This window comes from Candidatus Desulfolinea nitratireducens, from assembly GCF_982879505.1.
The window spans coordinates 1-7759 of the sequence record NZ_CEYOSI010000172.1 but is presented as its reverse complement, the minus strand read 5'-3'; the positions used below and the strand labels follow the sequence as shown (position 1 = coordinate 7759).

Here is a 7759-nt window from a genome sequence, read left to right as displayed (position 1 = left end):
AAATTAAAAGGTCTCCCTCCTTTTTGCTTACCCCTATTTATTGAGAAGATACAAAATGAGGATTAAAAAAATGAACAAACGCTATGCTTCAAGCAGATTGACCTCCGGCAATTTTCTTTTCCCAGACGAAGTCACCGTTGCAGAGGATGGAATCCACTTTGTCAAACGCCGTATCTTTGGTTCAGATGAGGAGATCATCTCTTATGGCAAGATCGCTTCGGTTAAATTGAACTCAGGGATCTTTTTTGCTGATATCACCGTCGAGACCACGGGGGGTTCACAGCCGATCTTCATCAATGGACTGATGAAAGGTGGTGCGCAAGAGATCAAGGATGCGATCCGCTACTATCAGGGACAGGAAGAATAATGGTGGAGGCCTCTTTGTTGGTGCTTGGCCATATTAATCATTATGCCCAAAGATATAAGTGATTAATTATGCTGCTTGAAATAATGCAGTCGAAGGCGATTGAAAAAGGGCTTCTCAAAAGGGGTGATGAAATTGATCTAGAGAGAGCCTTTCAGCTGGTACGGGATATCCCCTATACCAGGGCCAGCTCCCGCGAACCAGAAATAATAATAGAGGAGTGGCGCGGGACCTGTTCAGGGAAACATTATCTGCTTAAAGCACTATTTGCTGAACTGGGGTATGTCTCCCGTTTGATCGCCTGCACAGCCGTGGAAACTATCGATCCGAAGAAAACCTTTGGTAAACTGCGAACATTGCTCAAACAGTCAGATGGCCGCTTTGTGGATGTGCATAATTATCTGATCCTTGAATTGCCAGAGGGGGGATGATCGTGGATGCGACCTGGCCCATCTCGACCAAAGGGATGGGAACAGTTGTTAATGAGCACTTTCATTTAGGCGAGGCCCAACAAATTGCCACTGAGCCACTGAAATCCTGGGAGGTTCCTGAAGATCGTGATTCCCAGGAATTCAAGAATGAGATCTTGAAAGAGAGCTTTACAGCGGAAGAGCTGGCGCACAGGGATGAATTTGTCAATACTTTGGGCAAGATGACCAATAGCAGGTTGATCAGGCTTCTGGTACGGTTGGAAAAGCTGGTGAAGAGGGAGAATGTAAGATAAATAAGGAATTTTAAAGAATAGACCTCTTGCATAAGTGCTCCCGGCGCCGTCCCCGCCGCCGCCCTAAAGGATGCTATAGCAAAGGACGGCGGCTAGAGCAGTGTCAAAAAGGGGCTTTTGCTAGCAGTCTAATATAGTTTCAAGAAGATTTTATTGGTAGATATGAAAAACCCAAGTTCCCAGAAGATCAAAATCCAAAATTATTTTTTTATTTCTGCTTGCTTTCTGTTAACTGCTTGCGGATCAAGATCCGTTCCTCTATCAACGCAGATGCCCTGCAAGCCTGAAAGTTTGGGGAGATTGGAAATGCAGGATATGCCATCAATGAGCTGGCAATCATATAATCAGAAGGATGGCTTACCCGCTGATAGTGTCACATCATTGGGGATTGACCCTGCGGGGGGGGTATGGATCGGCACAGGGAGGGGAGTGTCCTATTATGACGGGGTTGATTGGGCAACATTCACCGATCAGGATGGCTTATTGAGCAACCTGACCATGTCTGTGGCTGTAGATCCAAGGGGTACGGCCTGGTTTGGCAGTGATCTGGGGATATCCCGCTTTGATGGCGATACGTGGACGCATTTTACCGAAGCAGAGGACTTGCCTGTCGGATATATTCAGGTGCTATCCATTGATGAGGGTGAAAGGATTTGGGCCGGGATCGTTGGTGCAGGCTCTGATTGGGCATTTGGAAATGGCGCTGCAAGTTTAGATGACAAGAAGACCCCGAATAAAGCGGATGATCTCCTGCAAAACTATTTACCAACCCGTCAACGGATGGCCGGCGATATTGTCAGCGCGATAATAGATCTGGGATCGGCCGGGATCTGGTTCGGGGTCACGCCTGAGGGCACGGTGCGGGCGAATAGCGGCCGGGGTGGGATCTGGCGTCTGTCCGAATCAAATACTCTTGATACGGGTGATGATCAATGGGAAGTGAGAAGGATGACGGATGGGGTTATCAGTAATACAATCACATCCTTTGCCCTGGCCCCGGAGGGTGGTTTGTGGGTGGGGGCTTTGGATGGATTAATGTTCTTGCCACCAGAAGCAGTTCGTAACTTTAGCTTTGACGACCCAAAATGTTACACAACCATCAGTGGCTTACCCAGTGATCGGATTCTCTCTCTGGCTGTCTATGCTGATAATCGTGTCTGGATCGGCACAGATGCTGGATTGGTTCTAATGCAAAACGGGCAAATCACTACCATCACAAAATTGGATGGCCTGGCTGATAATTATATCCGCGCGATCGCGATTGCCCCGGATGGGGCTGTGTGGGTAGCGACACCATTTGGGGTTAGTGTTGGGCGGTAGATATTTGGTGTTAAAGCTAATATACGGACCAGTTATGTAGCTGGTGGGGGTCTCCAAGACCGTTGTAAACTCAAATTCACAAAGGTAAAGTAAATGCTTACTCGTTGCTTATCCCTACAATGCGATCAAAAATCAGGGTGGCAGCATCAATGCATGCTACTTTGACCTTCTGCCAGTTGCGCCAGCGTTTTGCTAAATTTTTATACTCATCCAGATTGAGTTCTTCGAGATCGAAAGGTAGTGGCTGTGACAATTGAATCTGCAATTGTTGCAAAGCTGACTCTTCATTTGGTTGAGGATATAAATGATCAAATGAACGCAAAGCCTCAATCATTTTCTCTGTGCCAATATGGTCAGCCAGGGCTACAAAATCAAGATAGTCTCGAGTTGCGTTACGCTTAAGAATTAATACTCCCTTGATGCGAAGTATTTCGCCCTCTGTTGGGACAGAAATTTTCCCCCCCAAATGTTTGATCTCTGTAGTTTCCAGGGGTTCATCTCGAATCAATTGTCGCACCCCGGTTTCGATTCCATCCAAGCTACCAAGGATCAGGACTGGACGTTTGACGCGAGCAGTTTTCCACCCTGCGACCGACTCTAATTCAGCCAGCACATCATCAAAGCGTTGTCGCAGATCGGTCAAAATATGATCGGCATCCACAGACAGACGATGAGTAGCATATACAGATGCGGCTGTGCCACCAACGAGAACAGATTCAGGCAGAATTCGTTGCAAGTGAGCCGCAGAGGAGAGAACCTGCTCCCACTCAGGCAAGTTGTCGTTCGACATATTCTTTCCAGAAATGATAACGCTGCGCGTAAGGGTCTGATAAATGAGCGCGACAAACCTTAAGAACCTTATCTATCATATTCTTGTCTTTTAGGACTGCCTGACGCAACTCTGCCCAGTCCTGGCGCTTGCCGCGAGCAATGACGTCATCAATGGCAGCCAGCGTAAATTCCTGGTGGGTAAGATGGCGGTGGTACATAGGGTCATTATACCTGAAATGATTTCACCATAAGGTGCGTAGTTTTGGGTGAGGGTTACGTCGCCAGCGGGGTGAGTTAATTGACGCACAGAGCCTAGAGCATCGCCAAGGAAGTATTTGGCAGCGAGGCTTGTTTGCGTAAGTCAAGCGGTTTAATATTGAAGTATTGCCGCTTGATCTCCCCAATGAACTTGCTTAACTGTCAATCGGGTCTTCGGGGTGGGCTTCGTTCCAGAGTGTGATAATCTACGCCTCGCTTGTACCAGTCTTCGAGTTCGGAATGACAGGCGCGCTCATGGTAGAATTTCCGCGTGCAGTTGGAGCGGCGTGCAGAGATCGACCCGTAAAAACTATACATTTACCACCAAAAATGGAGAGGAAACCCAACAATGGATATCGCCATCATGATCGAAGGCCAGAACGGACTGAACTGGCCGCGCTGGAAAAAGATTGTGCAGCTCGTGGAAGATTTGGGCTTTGCTGGTTTATATCGTTCAGACCATTTCACCAATAGCAATCCGCCGGATATCGACTCTCTGGATCTATGGGTTTCCTTCACCTGGCTAGCCGGCAATACCAAACGCATCGAATTTGGCCCATTGGTAACACCATTCTCTTTCCGCCATCCTGTACATACCGCGCGTATGGCAAGCGCCATAGATGACCTTTCCAATGGACGTTTGACACTCGGCCTGGGTGCAGGCTGGCAAGACCGTGAGCATGAAAATTTCGGCTTTCCACTGCTGGATTTAGACGGTCGTTTCCGCCGCATGGAAGAAGGTCTGGAAGTGGTCACGCGTTTGCTGCAAAGTGATCAGCCATCAGATTTCTCGGGTGAATTCTATACCTTGGAGGAGGCTGTTATGGTTCCGCGCCCGAATAGGCCTGGTGGACCACCTATTCTGAGCGGTATCCTGCTCGCTTTAACATGGATTTATCTCTACCGCACCTTGAGTGTTTCAACTGCATCTTATATGACCCTTATGTCGATGATGACGCCGATCATGGTCAGTGTGCTGGCAATGCTCTTTCTGGGTGAGAGGCTTGTGGGGATTCAGCTTGCTGGGGCAGGAATGATTATTCTATCTGCCGCAGTGATTTATCTGAGTGATATTGCATATACATGAGAGTGTAAAATGGCTGATTAGTTTCCTAATATGCTGGCACAATCAACCTCGCTCGCACCATATATTGTTGTCGCTTGTGATTACTTAGCCTATATTTCGCACCTTACAAACTGAATAGAGAGAAACAATAGCGAAGATGCTCCTTTTGTGGCAAAGTTAAGGTAATTCAAAACCAACTTTGCAGAGCATCTTCCTATGAATTTTGCCACGAAACTCACCCGAACGCGAATTAAAATCTGGATTATCTGGCTGGCGGTATTAATTATTGCGCTGCTGTCGCCATTCGCTGGGATAGAAACCCAGACCCTGTCGACGTTGTTGCCGGGCATCGTGACGCATCATGAGGAAGATGGGGCGCTATTTCCCTGGCGAGTGCGCAGAAGAAGATGGAAAAAATGGGCGCTGCGGCGGTATCGTGCCTGGCAGAAAAGCTATAGGCAAGCCAAACAGACAGCTATGTTGGCGAAACTGGCTTTGAAGGGCATGCTGCCAATAGCCTGGGTGGTGGAGCATCTGACAGTTCGCCAACACCGTTACCAAATAGGCGCAATACCGGTGCTGTACGCCTTGCTGGAGACTTTGGAAGTGCGTCGGATCATCAATCGCTACTGTCCTACGCAGGGCGATGTCGATCATGGTGCCGTTTCCTTGGTGCTGGTCATCAATCGACTGACCTTCCCTCTGCCGCTTTACCGAGTGGCGGACTGGGTGGGGCAGACGGTATTGACTGCGGCACTTGGCGTGCCAGCCGCCAAGTTCAACGATGATCGGCTGGAGCGTACCCTGGATGCGTTAGAACCTCATCTGGAAGCCATCTGGATTGAGATTGTGACCGTGGCGCTGCGCAAGGCAGATGTAGATTTGTCAGTCATTTTCTACGACTTGACGGCTTTTGCGGTGCATGGTCGCTATGCAGACAGCAAACTGATCGATTTTGGCTTCGCTCACAATACACCCAATGACAAACGTAAATTCAAGTTGAGCTTGAACACGCTGGCTGACGGCAATCTGCCCGGTCTCTACCGTCTGTGGTCAGGCCGCACGGCTGACCAAGCCACCGTGCAGAGCAATATGCAGAACTTGGCTCAGTGGCTGAAAGACCACGGACAGGATTTGGATCAGACCTTGGTTGTCGGGGACCGGGCTATGATGAATGCCGAAATCGCTGTGACTTATGATCGGGTTGGCTTGCGCCATCTGACCGGATTGAAAGCCCATCAAAAAGAACATCGCGCCTTGCTGAAAACCTGGAATGACGAGCAATTCGAAGCCTGTCCGATTGTGCCTGAGCCAGATCCTCGATACTGGGGGCGGGGATGCACAGTCACATTCACTCACGAAGGACACACGGTCACCCACAAAGGATTGGTTGTTGTGTCTGGACCCCTGCGAGATCAATTCCGCCTAGCCCGAAAGACCCAACTTCAGGAACTGGACAAAGAACTGGCTCAGGTCCGCAACGACATTGGGCAACCCCGCTTACGCACCATCAAGGCGATCAAAAGGCGAGTGAACGCCCGTCTACGAGCATCGAAAACTGGCCACTTGATGGATACCACCGTCTATCAAACCCCCACCGGTCAAGTCAACATAACCTGGCAAATCAACAAAAGCCTGCTCGCACAGGAAGAGCGTTTAGATGGCCGCTACCTGCTAGTCACCAACGACTGGAGCCTTTCTCACCAAGAGATCTTCCGCCTCTATCGGGAGAAAGATGGGGGCGAAAAGCGGTTTCTTATTAGCAAGAGCGACTTGAAAGTCACGCCCATCTATTTGCACAAAGACCGCCGTATTGCAGCCATGCTGATGCTCAATATGGTAGCGCTCTTGGCTTACAGCATTCTGGAGCGTCAAACCCGCCAACAGGGTCTCCAGCTAACCACCCGCCAAATCATCCAACAACTTCAAAACTTGACCCTCATCGAAACCCACTTCATCGATGGCAGTCTCATGCGACGATTGACGCCCATCTCACCAGAATGTTTTGCCATCCTGCAGTTGGTCGCTGCCGCCCTCGAAACGCTCGTGGAAGATGTTTCACCCACTCCCGGGTTGACGCTATCCTTGCCGCCGCCGTTACGCTTGCCAACAAGCCACAGCTAAACTTCGGGGGTCCCAGGCATTATCGCGCCTGCTCATAAATACCCAGTCAACTGGATAACAAACTTACCCCGCTTGCCGGGTCCTTGCCCCTTTGGGGCGGCCATTCCTGACTTTTTCGGGGATGTTGGCCTGTTTTTGCCTCTCTATTCACTTGGTAAGGTGCGAAAAACAGGCTTAGCCAAAGCAATATCAGGAAAGGCGATAGCAGTAGATTTCATGTGGGGGAGTTTACCTAGAGAATAGGGGGAGCGAAGCAGGTTTGAAAGAGGAATATTTTACTGTCAGGGCAACACTTTATAAATCTTTGCATAACCGTCTTCATATACAAGCTCCAGGTTCTCATCGCCTTCAACCTTTTTTATGAAGCGGGTTTGTGAAAGTCCAGTGATGACATAATCGCCGCTAAAATCGTTCTTGATCTTTTCTCCGATCTCAGCCATCTTTCCGCGCGTGATGGCGACCCACTCAGCGTAGAGTGCCGGGTCATAGATCTCCATATAAGTAGGATCCAGCCCGATGGTATAGGTATTATGATGATTGTGGAAGAAAAGTTGCGGGAAATCATCCCAATCTGTTTGGAAAACGCGACTGTCTTCAGGCGTGTTTGCCACCAACCAGGCGGATGCCCCTTGATAACGTTGGTACGGTCTACCGCTTTCCTGAAGTTGTTTCCGCGCGCCGACCATAGCACCCCACGCTAAGGGCATAAATAAGACAAGAACAAAAATTGGAGCCAGGCGCATAACTGGCGATCTCTTTGATTTCTCCTGCTCATTCTGCCGAATCTCTTCCAGCACAGGCTGCCAGGCAAATGCGGCAAAAATCAACATAAAGGGCGGGGCATATTCAATGAAGCGCCGCGCCTCAAAGAGCATAAAACTAAACGTGAGCGTGAGAAAAAGACTGGTCGCAGTGGCTACATTCATCTTTTTTGATTTCAACCCCAATGCCACAATCCCGGATGCGAAGATGAGCAGCGCAAAACCGGAGTTTTCTAGCAGGGTAGCTGTTCTGTAGGGCGACCATTCATTCCCAACTGGGACGGCAGCCATATCAAATAATTTTGGTGTGATATGGCGATAGATAAAGAGTAGATTTTCGGGGAAATATGGATTGATGACCAAACCAAGCA

9 protein-coding genes are annotated in these 7759 nt (G+C 49.2%); 6 read left to right on the top strand and 3 right to left on the bottom strand.

Translation table 11 applies throughout. The features are described from left to right. The first annotated feature begins 70 nt into the window (after window positions 1–70). From AC3DOM_RS13515 to AC3DOM_RS13500, 4 genes are all read left to right on the top strand, one after another. Window positions 71–367, top strand: a complete 297-nt coding sequence (locus AC3DOM_RS13515; protein ID WP_487919573.1) for a PH domain-containing protein — start codon at window positions 71–73, stop codon at window positions 365–367. 68 nt (window positions 368–435) lie between these two features. After that, window positions 436–795: a hypothetical protein gene (locus tag AC3DOM_RS13510; RefSeq protein WP_487919572.1), complete on the top strand. Its 360-nt coding sequence runs from the start codon at window positions 436–438 to the stop codon at window positions 793–795. Then, window positions 792–1088, top strand: coding sequence for a hypothetical protein (locus tag AC3DOM_RS13505; protein WP_487919571.1), 297 nt, complete (start codon window positions 792–794; stop codon window positions 1086–1088). Before AC3DOM_RS13510 ends, AC3DOM_RS13505 begins: the two co-directional genes overlap by 4 nt. Before the next feature lie 324 nt (window positions 1089–1412). Further along, window positions 1413–2408: a ligand-binding sensor domain-containing protein gene (locus AC3DOM_RS13500; protein WP_487919570.1), complete on the top strand. Its 996-nt coding sequence runs from the start codon at window positions 1413–1415 to the stop codon at window positions 2406–2408. 97 nt (window positions 2409–2505) lie between these two features. Here the strand turns inward: AC3DOM_RS13500 and AC3DOM_RS13495 are convergent, their stop codons facing one another. Together AC3DOM_RS13495 and AC3DOM_RS13490 are read right to left on the bottom strand one after the other, a co-directional pair. Further along, a complete protein-coding gene (locus AC3DOM_RS13495) occupies window positions 2506–3198 on the bottom strand; it encodes a hypothetical protein (RefSeq protein WP_487919569.1) in 693 nt (230 codons plus the stop codon). Then, window positions 3176–3397: a hypothetical protein gene (locus AC3DOM_RS13490; protein WP_487919568.1), complete on the bottom strand. Its 222-nt coding sequence runs from the start codon at window positions 3395–3397 to the stop codon at window positions 3176–3178. Before AC3DOM_RS13490 ends, AC3DOM_RS13495 begins: the two co-directional genes overlap by 23 nt. A 389-nt stretch (window positions 3398–3786) precedes the next feature. Between AC3DOM_RS13490 and AC3DOM_RS13485 the strand changes: the two genes are divergently transcribed. Both AC3DOM_RS13485 and AC3DOM_RS13480 read left to right on the top strand, forming a co-directional pair. Next, on the top strand, window positions 3787–4524 hold the full coding sequence (locus tag AC3DOM_RS13485; protein ID WP_487919567.1) for an LLM class flavin-dependent oxidoreductase: 738 nt from the start codon (window positions 3787–3789) through the stop codon (window positions 4522–4524). Window positions 4525–4719: 195 nt separating this feature from the next. After that, entirely contained in the window at window positions 4720–6627 is a 1908-nt protein-coding gene (locus tag AC3DOM_RS13480) for an IS1634 family transposase (RefSeq protein ID WP_487919566.1), read from the top strand. Window positions 6628–6908: 281 nt separating this feature from the next. Here AC3DOM_RS13480 and AC3DOM_RS13475 read toward each other — a convergent pair. Continuing rightward, window positions 6909–7759: hypothetical protein (locus tag AC3DOM_RS13475; protein WP_487919565.1), on the bottom strand; the 851-nt coding region annotated here is incomplete at its 5' end.